Source organism: Thermostichus sp. OS-CIW-33 (genome assembly GCF_054059615.1).
In genome coordinates this window covers 1-20,321 of record NZ_JBSSCH010000028.1, presented here as the reverse complement: position 1 = coordinate 20,321, position 20,321 = coordinate 1, and the positions used below count along the sequence as shown (strand labels likewise).

At 59.1% G+C, this 20,321-nt stretch carries 22 protein-coding genes and 2 pseudogenes; 12 read left to right on the top strand and 12 right to left on the bottom strand.

All coding sequences use genetic code 11. The features are described 5' to 3' along the window. Positions 1-272, bottom strand: a pseudogene (locus tag ACVWZG_RS13005) (RNA-guided endonuclease TnpB family protein); the annotation flags it as partial. A gap of 286 nt (positions 273-558) precedes the next feature. Between ACVWZG_RS13005 and ACVWZG_RS13000 the strand changes: the two are divergent. Both ACVWZG_RS13000 and ACVWZG_RS12995 read left to right on the top strand, forming a co-directional pair. After that, positions 559-1,092, top strand: coding sequence for a thermonuclease family protein (locus ACVWZG_RS13000; protein ID WP_011431781.1), 534 nt, complete (start codon positions 559-561; stop codon positions 1,090-1,092). A 105-nt stretch (positions 1,093-1,197) separates the two neighbouring features. Beyond that, a complete protein-coding gene (locus tag ACVWZG_RS12995; protein ID WP_457407374.1) occupies positions 1,198-1,896 on the top strand; it encodes a cofactor assembly of complex C subunit B in 699 nt (232 codons plus the stop codon). A gap of 3 nt (positions 1,897-1,899) precedes the next feature. Here the strand turns inward: ACVWZG_RS12995 and bchI are convergent, their stop codons facing one another. Next, on the bottom strand, positions 1,900-2,958 hold the full coding sequence (bchI, locus tag ACVWZG_RS12990; RefSeq protein WP_011431779.1) for a magnesium chelatase ATPase subunit I: 1,059 nt from the start codon (positions 2,956-2,958) through the stop codon (positions 1,900-1,902). 388 nt (positions 2,959-3,346) lie between these two features. Between bchI and ACVWZG_RS12985 the strand changes: the two genes are divergently transcribed. Then, a complete protein-coding gene (locus tag ACVWZG_RS12985; RefSeq protein WP_238376835.1) occupies positions 3,347-3,691 on the top strand; it encodes a DUF4168 domain-containing protein in 345 nt (114 codons plus the stop codon). Positions 3,692-3,779: 88 nt separating this feature from the next. Beyond that, the gene (locus ACVWZG_RS12980; protein WP_457407371.1) at positions 3,780-4,319 is read left to right on the top strand and encodes a DUF3611 family protein; all 540 of its coding nucleotides are present in this window, start codon (positions 3,780-3,782) and stop codon (positions 4,317-4,319) included. A gap of 183 nt (positions 4,320-4,502) precedes the next feature. Here ACVWZG_RS12980 and ACVWZG_RS12975 read toward each other — a convergent pair whose 3' ends face one another. Then, positions 4,503-4,640, bottom strand: coding sequence for a photosystem II reaction center protein K (locus ACVWZG_RS12975; protein WP_414332566.1), 138 nt, complete (start codon positions 4,638-4,640; stop codon positions 4,503-4,505). Between the two features lie 121 nt (positions 4,641-4,761). Then, positions 4,762-5,007, bottom strand: coding sequence for a photosystem I reaction center subunit PsaK (gene psaK / locus ACVWZG_RS12970; protein ID WP_011431775.1), 246 nt, complete (start codon positions 5,005-5,007; stop codon positions 4,762-4,764). Positions 5,008-5,364: 357 nt separating this feature from the next. On the opposite strand from psaK, the gene ACVWZG_RS12965 reads away from it, so the two are divergent. The 3 genes from ACVWZG_RS12965 to ACVWZG_RS12955 all read left to right on the top strand — a co-directional run bounded on the left by ACVWZG_RS12965 (position 5,365) and on the right by ACVWZG_RS12955 (position 8,159). Then, a complete protein-coding gene (locus ACVWZG_RS12965) occupies positions 5,365-6,336 on the top strand; it encodes a fatty acid desaturase (protein WP_457407369.1) in 972 nt (323 codons plus the stop codon). Position 6,337: 1 nt separating this feature from the next. Further along, positions 6,338-7,219, top strand: coding sequence for a hypothetical protein (locus ACVWZG_RS12960; protein ID WP_457407366.1), 882 nt, complete (start codon positions 6,338-6,340; stop codon positions 7,217-7,219). 70 nt (positions 7,220-7,289) lie between these two features. Then, complete coding sequence (locus ACVWZG_RS12955) at positions 7,290-8,159, top strand: SDH family Clp fold serine proteinase (protein ID WP_011431772.1); 870 nt, start codon at positions 7,290-7,292, stop codon at positions 8,157-8,159. Here the strand turns inward: ACVWZG_RS12955 and ACVWZG_RS12950 are convergent. Beyond that, the gene (locus ACVWZG_RS12950; RefSeq protein ID WP_457407362.1) at positions 8,151-8,831 is read right to left on the bottom strand and encodes a J domain-containing protein; all 681 of its coding nucleotides are present in this window, start codon (positions 8,829-8,831) and stop codon (positions 8,151-8,153) included. The two genes, ACVWZG_RS12955 and ACVWZG_RS12950, sit on opposite strands and share 9 nt — an antisense overlap. Before the next feature lie 79 nt (positions 8,832-8,910). Between ACVWZG_RS12950 and ACVWZG_RS12945 the strand changes: the two genes are divergently transcribed. After that, the gene (locus tag ACVWZG_RS12945; RefSeq protein ID WP_457407360.1) at positions 8,911-9,204 is read left to right on the top strand and encodes a DUF3082 domain-containing protein; all 294 of its coding nucleotides are present in this window, start codon (positions 8,911-8,913) and stop codon (positions 9,202-9,204) included. A gap of 61 nt (positions 9,205-9,265) precedes the next feature. Here the strand turns inward: ACVWZG_RS12945 and sixA are convergent, their stop codons facing one another. The 3 genes from sixA to murA all read right to left on the bottom strand — a co-directional run bounded on the left by sixA (position 9,266) and on the right by murA (position 13,652). Continuing rightward, complete coding sequence (gene sixA, locus ACVWZG_RS12940) at positions 9,266-9,877, bottom strand: phosphohistidine phosphatase SixA (protein ID WP_457407358.1); 612 nt, start codon at positions 9,875-9,877, stop codon at positions 9,266-9,268. A gap of 137 nt (positions 9,878-10,014) precedes the next feature. Further along, complete coding sequence (locus ACVWZG_RS12935; protein ID WP_457407357.1) at positions 10,015-12,231, bottom strand: lytic transglycosylase domain-containing protein; 2,217 nt, start codon at positions 12,229-12,231, stop codon at positions 10,015-10,017. Positions 12,232-12,335: 104 nt separating this feature from the next. Continuing rightward, positions 12,336-13,652 carry a UDP-N-acetylglucosamine 1-carboxyvinyltransferase gene (gene murA / locus ACVWZG_RS12930; RefSeq protein WP_414342656.1) on the bottom strand — a complete coding sequence of 439 codons (1,317 nt, stop codon included), beginning with the start codon at positions 13,650-13,652 and terminating at the stop codon, positions 12,336-12,338. 345 nt (positions 13,653-13,997) lie between these two features. On the opposite strand from murA, the gene ACVWZG_RS12925 reads away from it, so the two are divergent. The 4 genes from ACVWZG_RS12925 (at position 13,998) to ACVWZG_RS12910 (ending at position 17,641) form a co-directional block, all read left to right on the top strand. Further along, positions 13,998-14,651, top strand: coding sequence for a DUF3386 domain-containing protein (locus tag ACVWZG_RS12925; RefSeq protein ID WP_414422439.1), 654 nt, complete (start codon positions 13,998-14,000; stop codon positions 14,649-14,651). 326 nt (positions 14,652-14,977) lie between these two features. Beyond that, positions 14,978-16,153 (top strand): GNAT family N-acetyltransferase, encoded by a 1,176-nt coding sequence (locus tag ACVWZG_RS12920; RefSeq protein WP_457415414.1) that lies wholly within the window; start codon positions 14,978-14,980, stop codon positions 16,151-16,153. A gap of 56 nt (positions 16,154-16,209) precedes the next feature. Further along, entirely contained in the window at positions 16,210-16,827 is a 618-nt protein-coding gene (locus ACVWZG_RS12915) for an Npun_F5749 family FMN-dependent PPOX-type flavoprotein (RefSeq protein ID WP_414357483.1), read from the top strand. 409 nt (positions 16,828-17,236) lie between these two features. Continuing rightward, entirely contained in the window at positions 17,237-17,641 is a 405-nt protein-coding gene (locus tag ACVWZG_RS12910) for a hypothetical protein (protein WP_414423876.1), read from the top strand. Between the two features lie 263 nt (positions 17,642-17,904). On the opposite strand, the gene folD is transcribed toward ACVWZG_RS12910, so the two are convergent. From folD to ACVWZG_RS12890, 4 genes and pseudogenes are all read right to left on the bottom strand, one after another. After that, entirely contained in the window at positions 17,905-18,786 is an 882-nt protein-coding gene (gene folD / locus ACVWZG_RS12905; RefSeq protein ID WP_011431762.1) for a bifunctional methylenetetrahydrofolate dehydrogenase/methenyltetrahydrofolate cyclohydrolase FolD, read from the bottom strand. A 92-nt stretch (positions 18,787-18,878) separates the two neighbouring features. After that, the gene (xseB, locus tag ACVWZG_RS12900; protein ID WP_011431761.1) at positions 18,879-19,115 is read right to left on the bottom strand and encodes an exodeoxyribonuclease VII small subunit; all 237 of its coding nucleotides are present in this window, start codon (positions 19,113-19,115) and stop codon (positions 18,879-18,881) included. Further along, positions 19,096-19,866 (bottom strand): annotated as a pseudogene (gene xseA / locus ACVWZG_RS12895) (exodeoxyribonuclease VII large subunit); the annotation flags it as partial. The pseudogene xseA and the gene xseB, both read right to left, overlap by 20 nt. 32 nt (positions 19,867-19,898) lie before the next feature. Next, the coding region (locus tag ACVWZG_RS12890; protein ID WP_457407353.1) for a zinc ribbon domain-containing protein at positions 19,899-20,321 on the bottom strand (423 nt) is incomplete at its 5' end.

The window sequence follows — 20,321 nt, the reverse complement described above, 5'->3', positions numbered from 1 at the left end:
TCTTTAACCGGACGGTTGCGCTGTCTCGCCACTTTGCGAGCGCCTGCCACCCGTCTGCACACCTGTTGAGCCAAGTTACTGGACAAGCCGAACCGGGCTCGAATCTCGTAGTAGCAAAGGGATTGCAGTTTGACCGCGTTGACGATCTTCTCCGGCGTGTTCTGGTTGACCCAGTTCAATGCCTGTACAAAGGCATCCATCGTCGCGTCCAATTTGGCGGCTTGTGACGGGAACGCCTTGAGCTTACAGGATATGGTCAGGACTTGGCTCATAAGTCCATTGTACTTCATCAAAGCGCATTCCTCCCGGCACTGACCCTACGGGTACAGTGCGGGGCTCCTGCGATTTCTAGCTGAAGAAAAGCGAGCAGGAATGGCTCAGTCGCCTGGGAGCCTTGGGCAACCCAACCAACGGCGGATCTACTGCTGGCCAATTCAAATCTGCGGTGGGATTGTTTTCTGGAGAGTTGCCGCTACCATTACACTTTGAGCGTTGCCACCGGAAACTCCCCGGCGGGAAAAGAAGAGGGGGCTGCGTCCAAAGTGGGGGATTAAGGTCATGTTCCAGCGTATTGCTCTCGGCTCTGCTGCATTGGGATTGCTTCTGGCCATACCCGTCCTTCCCAGCCACGGGTTTGGAGAGCCCCGGGTCGTTCCCGATACCCCGTTCTACTTCGACAACCACCGCTTCGATCGCTACCCAGATGCGGTTGTGGTGCGGGTGGTCAACGGCGACACCCTAGTGGTGCAAATCGAAGGGGAACAGAAGATGCGCCTAATCCGGTTGGCCGGGATCGAGGGTCTCAGCCCGGAAGAAAACCCCTATTACCAGCAAGCCATTGAACTGATGCGGGAGCGCATCCTCTACCGCACCGTCAAGCTGGAAGGGGATAAGTTGCTGCGCAACGTAGATGCTACGGGCTTGGTGGAGGCCTATGTCTGGTTAGAAGGCCATCAGATGAACGCCATGTTGGTGCGCAATGGCCTGGCCCGCATCATCCCCTACAGCCACAACATCAAGTACGACAGCTACTACGGTGGCCTACAAGAAAAAGCCCAGCAGGAGCGCCTTGGCATTTGGAGCCGTCTCTGAGTTGGCTTTATACTGAACTTCAGTTCTTTAATCTTCAAGGGAGCAGAGAGGAAAGAGCTTCTCCCTTCTCTCCCGTTACTTCCTCTAGGTTATGCCTAGCCTGCCTTGACGGTTGAACCCACTCCAGCCCCCAGGGATCCCAATCGCTGGGTGAGGCGGCTGCCTCTGGTGACCGGCCTTTTGGGCAGCGTCCTTTTGGTTATTAATCGACTGGCCTTTACGCCGGAATTGCTTACCAGCCAGTCCCGTTCAGATGCCTTGGGGATCCTCCTCAGCGCCGTTTTGATCCTGACCGGCCTGCTGTGGCAGCAGATCCAGCCTCTTCCACCCCAAACGGCCCCCCTGCAGGGGATCCCCGGCTGTGATTGGCATCCCGATCTTTCCGAAAGCGAGAAACTGGAGCTGGCTTGGGCCTCCCATACCCTGCTCAGCACCACCGCCGCCCGCACCGTGGTGATCTGGGTGGGTGGGCGAACCCTCCTGCAACGGGGGATCCTAGCCACCCCCGGCCAGATGCCCTCCATTCAGCCCAAGAGCGTTTTACAGCGGGTCTTGCAGACGGGGCGGCCCGTGTATTTGGTGGATCTCAAGCTGTTCCCGGCCCGCGCCGAGTTCGATGGCCTGTTGCCCCCCGGATCCCAGGCCGTGCTGTGCCAGCCCATCGGCCAGCGAGGGTGCTTGATTTTGGGGAGCGATACCCCACGCAGCTTCAGCCGGCAGGAGCAAGCCTGGATTGCCGCCATTGCCGACAAGCTAGCAGCCACCCTACTCCCCTCTCCCCCTGGGAGAGGGGCTGGGGGGTGAGGGCTAGGCGGCGCTCTCTAGGCTCACCTGGAACACTTCGCTGAAGGCTTTTTCCACCTTGTAGCCGGAGTCGATGGTTTCCAAGGGATCCTTGCGCAGGCGGTGACGCAAACACAGGCTGATCACCCGACGGATATCGGCGACGGTGACCTCGCTCCGCCCTTCCAAAGCCGCCAGGGCCTTGGCAGCCCGGTTGGTGACAATGTCTCCGCGCAGCCCATCCACCTCCAAAGCCGCGCATACCCCAGAGATCTTCAAGCGCAAGTCGGGATCCACTGCCACGTTGGGCAAAAGATGTTGGGCTTTTTCGATGCGCTCCCGCAGGCGCTGCTGGGAATCGGCATACTTGGCCAAAAAAGCCTGGGGATCGGCGTCGAACTGGCTGCGCTCCTCCACGATCCGCACCCGCAGGGCGGCATCTCGCACCGTTTCGATCTGGACAAACATGCCAAAGCGATCCAGCAGTTGAGGCCGCAATTCCCCCTCTTCCGGGTTGCCGGATCCCACCAGCACAAACCGAGCCGGATGACGAATGGAAATGCCCTCCCGTTCCACGGTGTTCCAGCCTGAGGCCGCCGCGTCCAGCAACACATCCACCAAGTGGTCATCCAGCAAGTTGACTTCATCCACGTAAAGGATGCCTCGATTGGCCTTGGCTAGTAGCCCCGGCTCAAAAGCCTTCACCCCCTGAGCCAAGGCCCGCTCAATGTCGAGAGTGCCACACACTCGGTCTTCTGTTGCCCCCAAGGGCAGATCCACCATCGGCACCTGGATCCAAGTGCTTTCCAGCGTTTCTCCCGCCTGCAGGCGCTCCCACACTTGATCGCTCATCAAGTCCCGCTGCCGCGGGTGGCTGTTGAAGGGATCCCCTTTCACCACCTCGATCTGGGGCAGCAGGTCGGCCAAAGCGCGAATGGTGGTGGACTTGCCCGTGCCGCGATCCCCCATGATCAGCACCCCGCCAATGCGCGGGTCGATCACGTTGAGGAGCAAGGCCAATTTCATCTCCTCTTGGCCGACGATGGCCGTAAACGGGAAAACCGGGCGACGTTCCAAATGCATAGGGGCAATAACCAACAATTCATCCCCATTATCCCAGAGGCCACTCCCTTCTGGGTGTCAGATAGGCTGGAAAGGGACTGGAACTGGAACCTAAAGACCAGTTTTCGGTCAAATGGAAAAGCAAGCTCAGTTGTCAGCGTGGACGACGCCCTGGGCTTTCACAGAGAGGAGCAGATAGGATCGAAGCCCGCGGGGTTCATCAGAGTGTTGAACCGGCGTGGGGCCGAAAGCTCACAAAAACCCTAGGCAACCTGAGCAACAGTTGGCGGGTGGGGAGACATCAGCGGTGTCAGGCAAAGCAAGTCGGAGACGGTGGACGGCATTTCCAATCCAAAGCGTGGTCCAAAAAGGGCTGGTAGGTTTGATCTGGGTTTGCACTTGGATCCCTGTGCTCACTGTCTCTCTGGCCGTGGCTCAAACCCCCACCACCTCTGTGGTGTTGAGCGATGAGCAGGTAACAATGTACGCCCGTATCGTCTTGGAGATGGAGCCCCACCGGCAAGAGGCCCAAAAGCGCTCCCAAGCCACGAACGACCCGGCCAGCAAAGATCAAATCCGGCGAGAATTCATCCGCACCGCGACCGAGATCATCACTCGCCACGGTATGACCGTGCCCGACTACAACCGCATTACGCTCTTGATCCGCTCCGAAGAGGGCAAAGCTTTGCAACAGCGCATTGAGGCCGAAATTCTCCGCCTACAAAGCGAGGATCCCCAACCGCCAGCCCGATAAAAGTGACTGGTAAAAGTGACTGGGGCCGGAGAATGAAGATAGGCTGGAAGCGAACGTTGCTGTTCATCCAGTCGAGCGGGGGAAAAAGATGAACGAGCCCATGTCGCCGTCAGTGCGGGCGGCTGTCGAGCGGATGAAGTCTCGCTTGCGCATGACTCGTCGCTTCGGGTTTTGGTTCCAGGCGATCTTGGGGGCGACGGCGCTGCTGCTGTGGTTCGGCTTTTTAATTGGCCAGAATACCGTCTATCGAGATGACTCGCTGGGGGCTATCATCGCCTTCTGGTTCACCTTGTTTACGTTGCTCACCCTGGCAGCCGGTCTGTTCTTCAACTGGCGCTACTTGCTCCACGCGGAGCGCCGCTCAGCTTCTGCCGATGCCTTAAGCCAATTGGATCTGCCCAAGCAGTTGCAGTTGGTCACCTATATCAGCCTCATTGGGGCCTTCCTCGCTCTGATTGGTATGGAAGCCCAAGTGGGCGAGCTGTTGGCGCGCATGTTTTCCCGCACCCAGGCCAACCAGGTGACAGGAGTGCTGCTGCTGGCCGCCAACATCAACGTGACGTTTGCCCACTTCGTCTGCTTGGCAGGGGTTCTCTGGATTACCGGTGTCCTCGACCGTGAGCCCTAGCGCCGGATCCCTGGCCCACCTTTGGGAGTCATTGGCATTTACGTTTTTGACCAGTGACAAGACGGCTTGTCGCTTTTGCCGGGGTATAGCAACAAACCCCCCAACCTGGGAGAGGAGCTGGGGGGAAGCACCTCGGCCCTGCCTGAGTTTCCTCCGGACAAGACCTCAGCAGGAGCGATGGCTTCACTTAAAGCCCACTGCCGCTTGCCAGACAAAAGCCAGCAGGAAAAACAGAACAGGGATGATCGGCAAAATGTCGATCAGCGGGTCAAACAATTCATAGCCTTCCGGCAAACTAGCCAGGAGCACCATCGCTGACATAGCAACAAACCTCAGGGGAAAATGCGGCTGAAGAAACTGCTTCTTTCAGAATTAAAATACAGCTTAACATCATCCAGCAGGGATCCGGACTAAGTTCAAGAAATGTAAAGGAAGTGGCGACCTAGAGAACGCCAATGTTGGAGAGGCCCAAAACGACCCCCACTCCCAACAAATGGCCAAAGCTGGCAACCCCGATGACTTCTGGCCAGGTCATTCCCAGTACCGGCCCAGTCTCTGAGGCCACTCCAGAGGAGGATTTGAAGCTCAAGTAAGCCAGCCCTGTGCAGAGCAGAATGATCACGGCGTTCAGGGGGGACCAGGGGCTGGTTTGAGCGGTCAGAGCCAACAGCGCAACAACAGGCATCATGGTTTCCATCCTCAGCTCAGGTTAACCGACCCTTAGATTACCCCTCCTGCTGGGATCCCCTCGCAATCTGCACATGAATTGCAACAAAACCTCACACTACGGCTTTTCTCTGGCTTCAGGGGCAGTTTGCCGTTGCCGGGATCCTTCAGGAATCCTTGGCCAGGAGAGGAAGGTGCCCCCATGGCTGGGGTTGTGAGGAAAATAAGGCTTGGGCTGAGAAGCTGGGCAGGTCTCTGCCGTATACTAACGAAAGTTAACAAACTTATCTCTTCGATCTCTTTTCGGTGTGATGACTGGGACGCGCTGCCTCGACCCATCCTCTCTGTCTGCACTGTGCGCACCTAAGGATGGCTGCCGATGACTGTTGCTGCTACTGCTGAACCAGCCCAAAAACCTTTCGCATTGCCTCGTGAGCTGTTGGGGCCACCCTCGGAATTTTGGAATCCCACCTTGCTGATGTTTTTGGCTGCGGTGGTGCTTTCGGCCTCTTGCTTTGGCGGGTACGCCTTTTGGCACTGGCCCAAATGGATGGTGTTCTGGCTCAATTTTGTGGCCCTCTATGTTCTGGGCACGGTGATTCACGATGCTTCCCATGGCTCGGCCCACCGCAACCGCTTTCTGAACGAGGCGCTCGGACACGGCTCTGCCCTGTTGCAGGGTTTTGTCTATCCCGTCTTTAAGCGGGTACACATGCAGCACCACGCCCACGTCAACCATCCTGAAGACGATCCCGATCACTATGTCTCAACGGGAGGGCCGCTGTGGCTGATCGCGCCGCGGTTTTTCTACCATGAGGTGTTTTTCTTTAAGCGGCAGCTCTGGCGGAAAGGTCGCTGGGATCTGCTGGAGTGGGGCTTGAGTCGGCTGGTGGTAGTCTTGACCTTTGGTCTGGCCGGTTACTTCGGCTACACTGACTACATCATGAACTATTGGCTACCCCCTGCCTTTATCATGGGGTTCTTGCTGGGCTTGTTTTTTGACTACCTGCCCCATCGCCCTTTTCAATCCCAAGAGCGGTGGTACAATGCCCGCGTCTATCCCGGATGGCTGACCAACATTCTGCTGTTGGGGCAAAACTATCACCTGATCCACCATCTCTGGCCTTCTGTTCCCTGGTACAAATACCAAGCAGCCTACTGGGCAGCCAAACCTGAGCTGGACGTGCGCAACTGCCAGCAAACGCTGGGGATCTGGGAGAAGGGAGAGTTTTGGGGCTTTTTGTACGATGCTCTGATCGGTCTGCACTGGCACAAGCCCACTTCAGCTCACCCCGCTGCGCCAGCCAATCCAGAATCGGAGGGATCCCCTGCGGATCCACAGCTTGGCTAGCATGGTTTGGCCAACGCTGCAAGTCCCGCAGGTGCTGCTGTTTGTGGAAGCGGCCAGCCTGTTGCAGGACTCTAGCCAGGTTTTGTTGCAGGCCGGTCGGGCAACGGCAGATTTGCCGGAGTTGATTGCAGAAGCGCAGGCGCGGGCCGAAGTCCAGGTGCAGCTCCTTGGGATCCCCGCAGACTTGCGGGCACAGGTGCGAGGGATCCTCAGGTTGACCTCGCCCCAAGAGGTGCTGGCCTACTTGCAGGACTTGCTGGACAGGGGATCCGGCCCGGATTTGGAAGCCTTTTTGGAGCAGGCGGGATCCGCCTCTACAGTGCTGCGCTTCCCCCCCCTGTTGGTGGGGGCTGTGGCTCTGGAGGTGTTGCTGGAGCGGTTGGACTTTTCTCCAGAAGAGCGGGCTGTGGTGCAAGCCCAACGGGATCAATGGGAACAGGCCCTGGCGGAATTGGCCATCCACCACAGGGTTTCCCCAGAGCCGCTGCAGGCTGCTGCCGAGACGGTGCTGCGGGCGGCTTCAGCAGAGGAGCTGCTGCAACTGGGTCAGGATCTTTTTCAAGATCTCCAAGATCTCGCTGTTGCTGATTCTGAGCCAGAAGCCGAGCCTCAGGTGGAATTGGCGGGGCCTCTGCTGTTCATGATGGTGGCGGATTACCTGCTGGCCCAAACGGAGTATCCGCTGACCCCGGAGCAGCGGCTGGACTTGCAAACCAATCGCGCCGCGGCAGAAACCCGCTACTTGGCCATGCAAAAGTTGGGCCGCATTGAAAACTTGGCGGAGCAACAGGCTTATATTCGATCTTGGATTGACCAAGCTTCCGTACCGGATTTGCTGCAGGCTTTGGATCGCTTTTTTGCGGCGTCTGAACCCAACTCGTGAGGCCCAGAGATCACCAAAGGTTTGCTATCCCCTATCCTGGAAGCAAAGGGATCCCACTTGAGGTGCGAAAGTGGACTGGGGCAGCCTGTTCTGGATTTTCCTGATCTTCAGCTCTTTGCAACCTCTGCTGAACCGTCGTGCCCAAGAGTTCCGGCGCTTGATGGCCATTCGGGAGTTGGAGCAAAAGCGGGGCAGCCGGGTGATTCTGCTCATTCACCGCCAGGAGTCGATCAGTTTTTTGGGGATCCCGGTTTCCCGCTACATCAGCATCGAGGACTCCGAGCAGGTATTGCGGGCGATTCGCCTCACTCCACCCAATACCCCGATTGATTTGATTTTGCATACCCCCGGTGGCCTGGTGCTGGCTACGGAGCAAATTGCCCGCGCCTTGATCCGCCATCCGGCCAAAGTGACAGTGTTTGTGCCCCACTACGCCATGTCGGGGGGGACGATGCTGGCCCTGGCCGCCGACGAAATCGTCATGGATGCCAATGCAGTCCTGGGGCCGGTGGATCCACAGTTGGGGGGGTATGCTGCCGCCAGTATTCTGCAGGTGGTGGCGGATAAACCCATTGCCGAAATCGATGACCAAACCTTGATCCTGGCAGATCTGGCCCGCAAAGCGATGCAACAGGTACAGAACTTCGTGCGGGATCTCCTGAAGGACGATGTGCCCAAGCGCAAAATTGCCCCCGAACGCATCGAGCCCCTCATCCAGTACCTAACCAGTGGACAAGTTACCCACGACTACCCGATCACTGCCGAAGAAGCCCAAAGGTTGGGCCTGCCCATTTCTACTGAGTTGCCACCCCAAATCTATGCCCTGATGGACTTGTACCCACAGGCCGCCATAGGCCGTCCTTCTGTACAGTACATCCCCATCCCCTATGATCCTCGCCCCGCTCTGCCCAGAGGGGGATCCCGCTCTGGCCTAGGGTGAACTCTTGGCGTAAGCTTCCATAGCTTCCAGGCGCAGCCCCCCTGCCCGGCGAAACAGCTCTTGTCCGGTGTGCAGATGGCGGTCGTCGAAGTTCAGGGGGAAATACTGCAGCTCCTCTAGAGCGTCCTCTAGGTGGTTGAGGGCGTAGTAGAGGCGAGAAGCCACTCCCCCCAGGCTGCTGGGATTGGGGAGGCGGCCAAAGATCTGCTGGGCTTGGGCCAGTTTCTGCGCACACTCTTCCAGATAGTCAGCAAAAGACTGCAACAGGTTGGGATCAAAGGGATCCGCCGCCAAAGCATGCAACTGAGGCTCTAGGGAAGACAGCAGGGGCCCCAAAACTCGGTTTAGGGGGGTGTAGACCTGTTGGATCCAGGCTGCGCGGGCGATGGCTTCGTGGCTGACGGTTTCATGGGGAGATCCCCTCGGCTGAGGGCAGGGTGAGGTGCGGCTGGAATGCAATTGCCGGTCGTAGTCGCGGCGAGATTGCGGATCTTTGAGCACCGCGTAGGCAGCGTTGATCTGGCGGATGCGCTCAGCGGTGGCCCGATCTTTTTTGGCCAGCAGGCTGTCGGGATGGTGGTACTTGACCAAACGACGGTAGGCAGACTTGATCTCCTCCGCCGTCGCCGCCACGGAAACGCCCAAAACTTCGTAATGGGATCCGCTCTCCATACTCCCCAGGCCTGCCGGAAAGAAACTTCCATATTCTACCTGCAGCCTAGAATAAAGGTGAGTTTTCCGGTGCTGCCCCATGTCTTCCGCCTCGCCCCAGGGATCCCCCCATCCTTTCAGTGCCCTCTTGGGGGCCACCATTGCCGTCAGTTTGGGCTACGGGTTCTTTCAACTGCTGCTCTCGATGTTGGCCAAGTTGCCGCCAATTGAGGTGGAGATTGGATCGTTGGCCCGCGGAATCAGCATTCTGGTGCGCTACCTGCTGGTCGGTTCCGTTTCCCTGATTGCCTTCATGTTTGCCATGGTGGGGTTGGGGCTGGCGGCCTATTGTGTGCAATTGCTGGGAGAGCGGCTGACCTCCTCTCAGCGCTGAACCTAGGGGCACAACCTCTGGCCGACTCGTTGGGCGTTTATCATGATGAGCCAGCTTCTTCTCAGCGCAGCACCACCTTGGGGGAGAGCAACAAAGTGAGGGATCCCTGGCGGTAGTCAATCCGGCCTTCGGCAAAGCGCACTTGGGCTAGGCCCGCTTTTTTGAGGGTGATCGCGTGGGCGTTGGCCGGGTTTAGACCAACAGCCGCTTGTACCCACAGGCTCAGATCCGGCTGGTGACCGACCAGAGCCAAAGACGCCAGAGGTTCCCGCTCTGCTTGCCAGCGCACCAGGTCAGCAAAACTGCCCCCCGGAGCCAGCGGCTCAAACACCTCCACAGCTTCGGCCAGGTTCTCGTCCAAAAAGATCTCAGCGGTCTGTCGAGCCCTCACCAGGGGACTGGTGAGCAGGAGATCCCACCTCCAGCCCATGTTCTTGAGCTGGCGGGCAACCTTGCGGCAACGCTTGCGACCTTCGTCTGTAAGGGCCCGAAAGGCATCCTCGACTTCTGGCCGGGGTTCCTCGGCTATGCCATGGCGAATAAAATCCACAGCCAGCTCCTGCCGGGCAGCTTGCTTTTCTGCCGCCCCCTGATAGTGCTCCGCACCGCTAACGCGATAGTGCTCCGCACCGCTAACGCAAACGCCCTCCTGTTGTTCAAACCCAGAGACCATAGAACCCCGTCCTGTCAGCGCGAACGGCACTGTCAAATCTTGACTGCCAAATCTTGGAATAACTGTAACTCTCCCAGAATACTGTGGGAAAAAAGCCCACTCCCTCTACGGCAGCACTCCCGCGACAAAACCGGAAGTCATGAAGAAGACGAGGGGTTATGCAGTCGCTGGCTGACCAGAGTGCGCCCCTCCTGGGTGTAGAGCTGCCAGTAGTTCCAGTAGTTGCCAAACACGGACTTCACATAGCCCCGGGTTTCGGGGAAGGGGATCTGCTCCACAAACACGTCCGGATCCCCGAAGCCAAAGCGGTTCAGCCATCTGGCCACGTTGCCGGGGCCACCGTTGTAGCTGGCCAGGGCCAGCAAGGTGTTGTCTTGGTAAGTGCGGTGGGTGTAGTCGAAGTACCAGGATCCCAGGTAGAGATTGTCGGCGGGGTTGGTGAGGCTGTACTGGGCCAGGCCGATCTGCTGAGCAATCCAGCGCCCGGTGGCGGGCATCACCTGCATCAAGCCCAAAGCCCCCGAGGCCGAGACGATCTCCGGCTCAAAGCGGGATTCCTGCCGGATCAGAGCCGCCACCATCAAAGGATTGAGGTTAAATTGCCGCGACCAGCGGGCCATACCGGGTTGGGCGTAGGGATCCCCGCTCCAGGAATTGTCGGGGCCGGCATAGTAGTGCAGCGGATAGATGGCCTGCCAGAAATCTTGGCGCTGCCTCAACGTCTCCAGCAGGGGATCCGGCTCTTCGCTGAAGCGCAAAGCAGCCACCTGGTTAATGCCCCGCAGGTGATCTCCGGCGCTGTTGCGCAAAATGCCCGTAACAAAGCGCTCGGCAACGCTCATCTGGCGGGGATCCCGCTGCACGGGAGTTTCGCCCTGCCAGCGTTCCCAGGCCAGTTGGCTGGCTCCCATCAAATGCAGGGTTTGCGTAACTGCAGAGACCCCTGGCAACGGTTGGCGCACCGGCTGAAAATCCACCTCAACCCTTTTGCGCCCGCTGTAGAAATCCCCCACCGGCCAGCCCAGTTGCACTGCCGACCGCCAGCCGTAGTAGGTGTGGGGAAACTGACGCAGTACCTGCCGATAGGTCTGCCGAGCTGCAGCCACATCCCCCTGCTGTTCCCGCCATTTGCCCGCCCAGTAGAGCAGTTGTGCCCCCATTTCTGTATCCCGCTGAGCAGATCCGATCTGTTGGGCCAGGGCGATGGCTTGGCTGAGATTGCCTGCTTGTGCTTGGCTCCAGGCCACTGTCCAGGCGGCATTGGCTGCAGCTTCGCTGGCTGGAAAGCGATCCCAAAGGGCTTGCCGAGTAGCCTGGGCCGATTGGGGGCTGGCGTTGCGATCGTAAAGCTGGCTGAGGCTAAGCAACGCCTCTGGAGCTTCTTTATCTGAGCCGGCTCCCACCTGTCGGAGGAGTTCAATTGCCGTCGGCAGGTCGCTCAGTTCCGCCAAACGGCGACGGGTGAGGGAAGCCTCTGGCCCATCGGGGAACTGTGCCAGCAGCGCTTGGTAAGCCGCTTTGGCCTGGGGAAACTCCCGCGAGATCTGGTGGCTGCGGCCCCAGCGGTAGAGGTTCTGAGAGGTGGCGGGGGCACGCCCATAGGCCCGGGCAGCTTTGCCGTACTCCCGTTGCTCCCAGTAGGCATCGGCGAGGATCTGCCAGTCGGAAGCCGTGAGGGATCCCTCCTGAGCCTGCCGCCAGCGATCCAGCAGCGGCGTTAGCCCAGGGGTTTGCGGGTGATGTTGGGCCAAATCCCGCAGCAGGTCATAGCGGTCGGGATCCAGCTCCAGCAAATGCTTGAGGGCACGTCCGGTCAGCGGATGGGTGGGAAATTGCTGCCGCAGCCGATCCACCTGGCCCATCCCCCAGAGGGCATAGGCAGCGACAGGGCTGTGGGGATATTCCTGCAAAATCTGGGGCCACCAGATCCCTTGGGCTGTTTCCTTATCCTGCAACTGTTCATAGGCTTGGGCCCTGAGCTTCCAAATCTCTTCCCTCAGAACCGGCAGGCTCTCTTCCAGCCCTTGCAAATCCTTCAAGGCAGATTGCGCTTGGCCGGCTTGCAGCGCTGCGTAGGCCCGCAGAAAGGCCGTTGTGGAAGTTTGGGGCAGTTGCGTCGGATCCCTGCCTTCTCGTGCAGAGGCCACTTCTACGGTTTCTGCCCAGGATGAGGTGTAGAAGCCCCAGACAGCTCCACCCAGAGCCGCTCCTGCTGCCAGCACACCGGCAGCCCATCTTGTCCAGCGTCGTTTGCTGCCTGTCAGGATCCCCATGCTTTGCCTCCCCACCACCTCTGAACTAAGATACTCAACCCGACTGCGTTGAGCCACCGGACGACTCGATACTTGCAACATGGCTGGAAAGCTCACCCAGCAAGCGGTCGCCGCGCATTGTGGCCAGGCGATAGGCAGGGAGAGATGCAACGATTTCTTCAAACTTCAAACGGCGGTGAAACGGCTCATTTCCCCAATTGCGCTGTCGGGCTTTCGCTGCGGTACACCTTGGCCCCGACACTGCGCAGCTTTTCATCAATGGCTTCGTAGCCCCGGTCGATGTAGTGCAATCCGTGGATCGTGGAGCAGCCTTCAGCCGCCAGACCGGCCAACACCAGGGCCGCACCCGCCCGCAGGTCGGCGGCCACCACCGGAGCGCCGGAAAGGGACGGCACCCCTCGGATCAGGGCCACTCGGTTCTTCAGGCGAATATCGGCTCCCATGCGGTTGAGCTCGGGAATGTGGTGCATGCGGTTTTCAAACACCGTCTCCTCAATGGTGCAACTGCCCTCGCTCAAGGCGGCCAAGGCCATGATCGGCGCCTGCACATCGGTGGGGAAACCAGGATAGGGCAGCGTTTGAATATCGGTTGCCTGACACAGCCAGCCTGAGCTCAGTTGAGCCGGGGCAATGCGCAGCCGGTTTGGGCCTTCCTCTTCCACCCGCAGCCCCATCGCTTGCAACTTGGCGATCACCGCCCGCAGATGATCGGGAATGACAGGGCCAACCGTGAGGTGAGAGCGGGTAATGGCCCCGGCAATGAGATAGGTGCTGGCCTCGATGCGGTCGGGAATGACCGTGTACTCTGTTCCATGCAAGCGGGGCACCCCTACCACCACAACCGTATTGGTGCCGACACCGCGAATGCGGGCCCCCATGGCTTGACAAAAACGGGCTAGATCCGCCACCTCCGGCTCTTGGGCGGCGTTCTCGATCACCGTTTCTCCATCCGCCAGCGTAGCGGCCATCATCAAGGTCTCGGTGGCACCGACGCTGGGATAGTCCAGGTAAATACGGGTTCCCAACAGTTTACGGGCATAGGCATGAACCACCCCATGCTCGATTTGGACCGTTGCCCCCAAGGCTTGTAGACCCCGCACATGCAGATCCACAGGACGAGACCCAATCGCACAGCCACCGGGCAGGGGAACTCTGGCCACCCCCAGCCGCGCCAACAGAGGCCCTATGATGAAAAAGCTGGCCCGCAACTGGCTGACCAATTCATAAGGGGCTTGAGAGGTTTTGAGGGAGCTGGCATCCAGGTCCAGGGTATTGCCAACATGGGAAACCTTAACTCCCAGCGTGGCCAGGATCTGCCCCATGCGTTCAATGTCCAGCAGACGCGGCACGTTGTGAATTCGACAGGCCTCAGGAGCCAAGATGGCCCCGGCCATCAGCGCCAAGGCAGAGTTTTTTGCCCCGCCAATAGGGATGTGGCCACTCAGGGTCTGCTTGCCAATGATTTTCAGCACTGGCCCCATCATCTCTGGCGCGGTTGCCATGCCGGTCTGGGGCGGCGTCAGGCCAGGCTCTAGGGGATCCGCCCCGCTGACGCGATTGTCAAAACCTTTCAATCTCCCTCCTCACCCACAAAAAATAGGCGAACCCTTCTCAGAGAATACTCTGGGGATCACAGCAGCGGCTAAACTCGCAAGCCAAATTGGGTGTGAGGAAGAAGTTCCCATGGCTGCGCTTCTATCCTGCAGCAGCGGACAGGGGAGCGGCTAGGCCAGTTCACCAGATGCAGGTTCTCAGCGAAGGCAACTGGGGGGCAGCCCAACAGCAGGGGGCGGTATGATGGATGCTCAGGGGAAGTGCTTGCAAGGAAAACAGGAAGGAGACAGCCGATGATTGCCACTCAAGTCTCTGCCCAAGAGTTGTTTCGGGCCGCCTATGAAAACCGCTACACCTGGGATCCCGCTTTCCCAGGCTACAGCGCCGAGGTCACCTATTGGGATGGGGAGCGCACATTCGTTGGGCAGGTGCGAGTGGGAGCAGACCTAAAGGCCACTGTTACCGGCGTAGAGGATGAGGAAGCTCGAAAAGCCATTCACAACCAACTTTGGGAGATTGCCATTCACCGGGTGCGCCGCAGCTTCGACGAGACCCATGGGAACAACACCTTCCGTTATGGCCAAACCCTGCCCGATGGCACAGTGGAGATCCTGGTGGGGGGCAAAGCAGAAGGGGATCGCTACCACGTGCGCGATAACCAGGTTACCATGGTGCACCGGCATATCCACGGAGTGGTGGTTACCATCCACACCTTCAGCAGCCACGATACCGGCGAAGGCTATCTTTCCCACCGCTACGATTCCGTCTATCACGATCCCCAAACGGGCGAGCAAAAGGGCGGGCGCAGCCAATTCGAGGATCTGTACACAAAAGTGGGCAAGTATTACATCCTCTCGGAGCGGCGTATCCAGACCGAGACGGAAACCGGCCCTGTGGAGAAGCGCTTCACCTTCAGCAACTTGACCTTGCTAGACGTTGGGGCGTGAGCGACCCGGCATTGACCCCAGCAGGGTAGAGGGCCGGCTCTCCCATTCGTCATTGTTGGGCAGCTACCGGGAGGCTGAGTTCACGCCCTTCTTGGCGGCCAAGCCTTTCTCGATAACGGGAAAGCCAGTCTGTAGGCTTTCAAGCTTTGTTGCAGAACGATCCTCCCGGTTAGAAAAAGCAAGAGAGCCTGAGCTATGCTTTGAATATTCTCCCGCCTGCGATTGGCATGGACAACACCACAGCAAGACCCGACCCGGATGCCGAAGCCCCCATTGGTGCCCCTGACCTGATCATTCGCCCCGCCCAACTGGGGGATCTGGAGGCTGTGGAAGAGATTTTGGCGCAAGCCTTTGATGAAGAGTACAGCAGCCGCTCGGTGGATATTCGTCGCCAAGTGCGGCGGTTGCGCCAGTGGTATGGGCCCCTGAAAACCCTGACCCTGTTTCCCAATCGCTTCCAGCACATGTTTACAGTGCATGTGGCGGAGCTGAAGGGCAAGATTCAGGGGGTGATTCAGGTTTCTCCCTTCAACCATTCCCGCAGCACCTGGCGGGTCGATCATATCGCAGTGGCGCCCTCTGCCCAGCGACAGGGGGTGGGATCCCGGCTGCTCAAGCACTGCATGGAGCACTTTCGGGAAGCTCGCACCTGGATCCTGGAGGTGAACATCCACAACAAGGGGGCAATGGCGCTCTACCGGCGCAACGGCTTCCAACCCTTGGCTCAGATCACCTACTGGTCGATTCCAGCCGATATTCTGGCAGCTCTCAGCCAGCACGAGCCCAAATTGCCCAACCTGGTGCCGGTGACCAACCGGGATGCCTATGCCATCTACCAACTGGATACGGGATCCATGCCCGCCAATGTGCGCCAGGTGTACGACCGTGAGGTGAACGATTTTCGCACTAGCCCACTGGATTGGCTTTTGGAGCAGGCCAAATGCGCCATTAGCCAGACGGAGCGGGTGGAAGTGTGTGTTTACGAGCCCGAACGCAAAACCGCCATCGGCTACTTCAACTTGAAGTTGGATCGCACCGGGCAGCAACCTCATGTGGCCAAGCTTACGGTTCACCCCGCCTACACTTGGCTTTACCCCGAACTCATGGCCAAGATGGCCCAGCTTACTCAGGCTCATCCGCCGCAATCTCTGGCCTTGGCCTCCACCGATTACCAGCCGGAACGGGAGGAGTTCTTGCTGAAGCTGGGAGCCCAGGATGTAGAGCGGACGTTGCTGATGTCGCGTTCGGTGTGGCACAAAATCCGCGAAAGCCGCTTCTTTAGCTGGGATAGCGCCTATCTCAACGCGGTGTTGCGGGGATTGCAGGTGAAGCAGCCGGTGCCGGAGCGGTTTGAGGGGCCACCGGAAGGCTGGCTGGAGCACCACTTTCATCCCATCAGCCCAACTGAGCCGGATCCCAGCTCTGGTCGTGTCGGCGGTGCGGAGTCCTCACCAAGGCACTCCAGAGACTCCCAATCTGAGGCTTCTCCACCCCCTAGCTGATCGCGTCAGGGAGAGAAAACCCCAATCCCGGCTTGCTTGCACCTTGCGAAAAACGGATGAAAGACCCGAAGGGCAATTCTACTGCGGATCCCTCTTGGCGGGCGCTGATTCAGGCGGCACTGCACCGGAACCGTAGCGATCCCGGTGTGCGGTATTTGCAATTGGCCACGGTGGATCCCCAGGGGCATCCGCGCAACCGCACGGTCGTTTTCCGGGGGTTTTTGGGCGATACCGACCGCATTCAATTGGCGGTGGATAGTCGCAGCGAGAAGATCCGACAAATTGCCCACTGCCCCCAAGCCCAGATCTGCTGGTATTTCTGCAAAACCCGCGAGCAATTCCGCATCGCTGGCACCCTTGAGGCCATCGCCGCCGATCATCCGGATCCCCAGGCCCAGCGCCAGCGGCAGCAGTTGTGGCAACAAATATCGGAAAAAGGACGGCTCCTCTGGTTTTGGCCGGAACCTAAGGGGCTGCTTGCCCCGCCAGAGGCTTTTATTCAAGAGTTGCCGAAAGAGAAAGATCTGCTGCCTCCGCAGACTTTTGTGGCATTACTGCTGGAGCCAACGGAGGTGGATCACTTGCAGCTTAAGGGGGATCAGATCTATCCCCAATTGCGGACGGTGTACGAGCGCACTTCCAAAGGGTGGCAGCGTCGGGCTGTGAATCCCTAAAAGGGATCCAAACTTGCTTAGCCTGGTCTGGAGTGGGGGATCCCTTATTCCTTGTTCCTCCAAAGCACGGGGAATAGAGGAATGGACGTGTTAACGTAGCTGAACGATCGTGTTCTGCACGGTGGGGGCGTTATCCTCTGATGGAACTCTGTACGCGTATGGCTGGTCTATCAGGGGTAGGGCAGCAGTTGATGCCTTTTGTCTAACTCGACACGTATCACTTTGGCTTGCAGTGGTCTCGATGTGCGTCTTGATCTGCTCATTCGCTCAGGCTGTTGCCTCTTTTTTCGCCGGCGGCCCATTGCTGAACAGAGCTTTGAGGGGCAAGGGATCCCTAGTGTTGTCTGCCGCTCTGGTTGGGGTAGGGGTTCTCGTGCAGGGATTGAGGGCACAGACTCTGGAGAAACCGATGCTGGAAGCCTTGGAAGATTCTGTTGAGGGGAATGTTATCCCTGTTCTGCCCTCAGAGCCTGTCTTATCCCCCCAGGCTGCCCCCACCTCCGCCCGCACAGGACCCTTTCGTGTCGGCAATCGCACGCCCCATCCGGTTCGGCTGGTGATCTTGATGCGCAGCGGCGAACGGATGATCAATCCGGAAACGGCCCACTGGGACTTTGCCCCTGGAGAGGGGGGGAGCGAGGGATTGCTGCTGAGCTTGGGAGAGGAACCGCTGCAAATCGGCCCCGGAGACATTGTGGTGGCTTTCGCCCTGGATGGAACCCGCCGCTATTGGGGGCCCAATGTGGTGGGAGAGTCTCTGGCCCCGTTTTGGGATGGGGAGAGCGGCTCCTGGTCGATGATCTTGCAGCCTTAGGGTGCTCCGCGCGCAGCTTGGACATTTGCAGCGGTCACCTCAAACTCCTCTGGGGCAACTTCTCCATTCCTCACTCTTCTGGGCCAAAGGGGGAGGATCCAAGCAACAGAACATTTTGAGAACAGTCTCCAAACCATAGTCATTTCAAGCTAGATTGAGACACTCCCCAAGCGCTCTGTGCCGCTGCCGCGACCAACCCCAGCTCTTCTCCCAGAGAGAGAGGGAAGTTAGGGAACAATGCAACAGAAATGTTTCATTCCTGTTTAATAATGACTACACAAGTGGCTGCGCAGTTTATAGCTCTGTAGGGTGTTGGCCAGCAGCATCGTTACCGTCATCGGCCCTACGCCTCCCGGTACGGGCGTGATGGCAGCGGCCAACTCTTTGACCGCTTCATAGTCCACATCTCCCACCAATTGCTCGGCTCCGGTGGGGGTCTCGATGCGGTTGATGCCAACGTCGATGACCACCGCGCCGGGTTTCACCATGTCTGCCCTCAATAGGCGGGGGCGGCCCACGGCCATCACCACAATGTCGGCGGCGCGGGTCACTTCTGCCAAGTCGGGGGTGCGGGAGTGGGCTAGGGTGACCGTCGCATCGGCGGCCAACAACATCAAGCTCAAGGGCTTGCCCACCAAGATGCTGCGACCGACCACCACTGCCTTTCGGCCTGCAATCGGGATCCCTTCTGCCTGCAACAGGCGCATCACGCCCAAAGGGGTACAACTGCGTAGGCCGGGCTCGCCGCGCAACAGCCGGCCCAGGTTGAGGGGATGGAGTCCATCCACATCTTTGTCGGGATTGATGGCCAGAAGGGGGGGGATGGGATCCCAGCCGGGGGGCAGGGGCAGTTGGACGAGGATGCCATCCACCCGCTCGTCCTGATTGAGTTGGTCGATGGTGTCGAGCAAATGGGCAGGGGAGTCTTGGGCGGAAAAATGTCGGCCAAAAGAAGCAATGCCCAACCGCTCACAGGCCCGCTCTTTGCCACGCACGTAAGCCGCACTGGCGGGATCCTCTCCAACCCGCAGTACTGCCAATCCCGGTGGCCGGCCCACCTGGGGTATCCAAGCTTGCACTTGGGCGGCCATCTCCGCTTGCAAGCGGGCGGCTAAGGCTTTGCCATCGAGGATCTTTGCGGGCATGGGGGCGCAAGGATAAAGACAACCATCCAACGACCATCCATAGTGAAGCAGAATGGCGACAGCAGTGCAGGGGGAATGATCAGGTGGGATCCCTATGATTCGGGCAGGTCTTCTTCCTCTTGGCCCAATTGCTCGATGATGATCTCCACCTGCTGCCGCTTTTGCTCTAAAAAGTCCGCGCAGGTTTTCAGGGTTTGGGCGGCCTGTTGAAAGCGCTCCACCACTTCCGCCAGATCCAGTTCCCCCGATTCAATCTGGGCAATCAAAGTTTCCACCTCGGCAATGGCTGCTTCATAGCGCCACGGCTCCTCACGTTTGCGGCGGCTCATGGCTCTCCTCTACTCGTACCCATAGGCTTCCCGAGGCCAGTTGTATCATCAGGCGGGTTTGGGGAGGCAGGCGATGGGTGCGGATGAGGGATCCCTCTTCATCTCGCACCAAGGCATAGCCCCGTTTCAGAATGGCTTCGGGATCGAGCGCTTGGAGGCGATCTTGCAGGGCCTGTTGGTGCTGTTGGCGTTGCTGGAAGCGATAGCGCACGGCTTGGAGCAGGCGATGTTGGTGTTGGGTCAAGCGCTCCTGAGCCTGTTGCAACAGCCGCTCTGGATGCACGTAAGCCAGGTGGTGTTGGGCCTGCTGCAAACGCTGCTGGGCCCTTTCCAAAGCTTGGCGAGTGCGTTCGATCAACTTCTGGCGCAACTGGGATCCCTGACGCTGCAATTCCCCCAGATCCGGCACGATCCGCTCGGCAGCTGCCGTTGGGGTATGGGCGGCGTAGTCGGCAGCGTAGTCAGCCAGGGTTTCATCCTGCTGGTGGCCAATCCCGGTGACCACCGGGATCCGACATTCGGCAATGGCTCGCACCACCCGCTCATCGTTAAAACAGGCCAAATCTTCGCTGGCTCCACCGCCCCGCGCCAAAAGAAGCACTTCCGCCCGCCCATCCCGCTCCACCCGGCGAATGGCCCGCACAATTGATTCCGGGGCTGCCTCCCCTTGCACTTGAGCCGGGGAGAACAGCACCCGTAGCCCGGGGTAGCGCTGGTTGAGGGTGCGCCGAATATCTCCCCAGCCGGCAGCGTGGGGGGAAGTAAACTACCCGGCTCCGACCGCTAAGCGGTACGGAGCGGGCTTTCAGTAGCCCTGAGCCTGCTCTGCTCTACCAGAGAACAAAACAAGCCCGAACCTCCAGGCTGGTTTACGGCAGCCCCTAAGAGCGCAATTACGTTTGCACCATTCAAGTCCGCATCCCCTTCCCATCCACAGTGCCCACACTTAAACTGCTTCCCATTGCGGTAGGATTGCGCAGGGTCGGGATGGATATGCAAACACCGGTGGCAGGTCTGCGACGTGTAGGCAGGCGGAACCAGCACCACAGGTACTCCGGCGATGGCAGCCTTGTAGACCACAAACATCCTAAGCTGGTAGAACGCCCAGTTATTGGCCCTGCGCCGCTCGGCTTTGCTGCGGGGTTGTTGGTTGATACGCTCCCGTATCCCTGTCAAGTCTTCCAGAGCAATAGCGCTGTTTGTGAC

Coding starts and splice junctions, on each gene's coding strand:
- ACVWZG_RS13000 (WP_011431781.1), top strand. CDS start 559: ATGTTCCAGCGTATTGCTCTCGGCTCTGCTGCATTGGGATTGCTTCTG.
- bchI (WP_011431779.1), bottom strand. CDS start 2,958: ATGCATTTGGAACGTCGCCCGGTTTTCCCGTTTACGGCCATCGTCGGC.
- ACVWZG_RS12980 (WP_457407371.1), top strand. CDS start 3,780: ATGAACGAGCCCATGTCGCCGTCAGTGCGGGCGGCTGTCGAGCGGATG.
- ACVWZG_RS12975 (WP_414332566.1), bottom strand. CDS start 4,640: ATGTCAGCGATGGTGCTCCTGGCTAGTTTGCCGGAAGGCTATGAATTG.
- psaK (WP_011431775.1), bottom strand. CDS start 5,007: ATGATGCCTGTTGTTGCGCTGTTGGCTCTGACCGCTCAAACCAGCCCC.
- ACVWZG_RS12965 (WP_457407369.1), top strand. CDS start 5,365: ATGACTGTTGCTGCTACTGCTGAACCAGCCCAAAAACCTTTCGCATTG.
- ACVWZG_RS12960 (WP_457407366.1), top strand. CDS start 6,338: ATGGTTTGGCCAACGCTGCAAGTCCCGCAGGTGCTGCTGTTTGTGGAA.
- ACVWZG_RS12950 (WP_457407362.1), bottom strand. CDS start 8,831: ATGGAGAGCGGATCCCATTACGAAGTTTTGGGCGTTTCCGTGGCGGCG.
- ACVWZG_RS12945 (WP_457407360.1), top strand. CDS start 8,911: ATGTCTTCCGCCTCGCCCCAGGGATCCCCCCATCCTTTCAGTGCCCTC.
- sixA (WP_457407358.1), bottom strand. CDS start 9,877: ATGGTCTCTGGGTTTGAACAACAGGAGGGCGTTTGCGTTAGCGGTGCG.
- ACVWZG_RS12935 (WP_457407357.1), bottom strand. CDS start 12,231: ATGTTGCAAGTATCGAGTCGTCCGGTGGCTCAACGCAGTCGGGTTGAG.
- murA (WP_414342656.1), bottom strand. CDS start 13,652: ATGGCAACCGCGCCAGAGATGATGGGGCCAGTGCTGAAAATCATTGGC.
- ACVWZG_RS12925 (WP_414422439.1), top strand. CDS start 13,998: ATGATTGCCACTCAAGTCTCTGCCCAAGAGTTGTTTCGGGCCGCCTAT.
- ACVWZG_RS12915 (WP_414357483.1), top strand. CDS start 16,210: ATGAAAGACCCGAAGGGCAATTCTACTGCGGATCCCTCTTGGCGGGCG.
- ACVWZG_RS12910 (WP_414423876.1), top strand. CDS start 17,237: ATGCTGGAAGCCTTGGAAGATTCTGTTGAGGGGAATGTTATCCCTGTT.
- folD (WP_011431762.1), bottom strand. CDS start 18,786: ATGCCCGCAAAGATCCTCGATGGCAAAGCCTTAGCCGCCCGCTTGCAA.
- xseB (WP_011431761.1), bottom strand. CDS start 19,115: ATGAGCCGCCGCAAACGTGAGGAGCCGTGGCGCTATGAAGCAGCCATT.